Raw genomic sequence first — 353 nt, 5'->3', positions numbered from 1 at the left:
CGACGAGGCGACTGAACACGTCTTCAACAACGAGGTTGAGATCAGTGAGGAACCGATCGACCGCGTCTCTGGACGGCGGTCGATCGAACCCACAGCTAAGCCAGACAGCCGTGTTCTGTAGTTCTCTTGTGACAGGACGTGTCCCGTAGATACCCTTGTAGTAGCAGTGAAGGAAGCCTTTGAACAACTCTGGCGGATGATGGTCACGTGTTCGCCCCCGACGGGCGGGGGCGAACACGTCATACTCGCTGAGAAAATCAAAGTCGAGGTACTCGAAGAGCGGAAGCGTCTCAACCGCCACGAGATTAAAGAACTCGTCTATCCAAGGCTCATCTTGCAGGGTTTGAGTGCTG

At 55.0% G+C, this 353-nt stretch carries 1 pseudogene; it reads right to left on the bottom strand.

Going from position 1 to position 353, the window contains the following annotated elements:
- A pseudogene (locus tag O2S87_RS18975) lies at window positions 1–353 on the bottom strand (IS5/IS1182 family transposase); the annotation flags it as partial.

This window comes from Halohasta sp. A2, from assembly GCF_056175805.1.
Note: the sequence above shows the minus strand (reverse complement) of the source record. Positions and strands in the feature narration are given on the sequence as shown.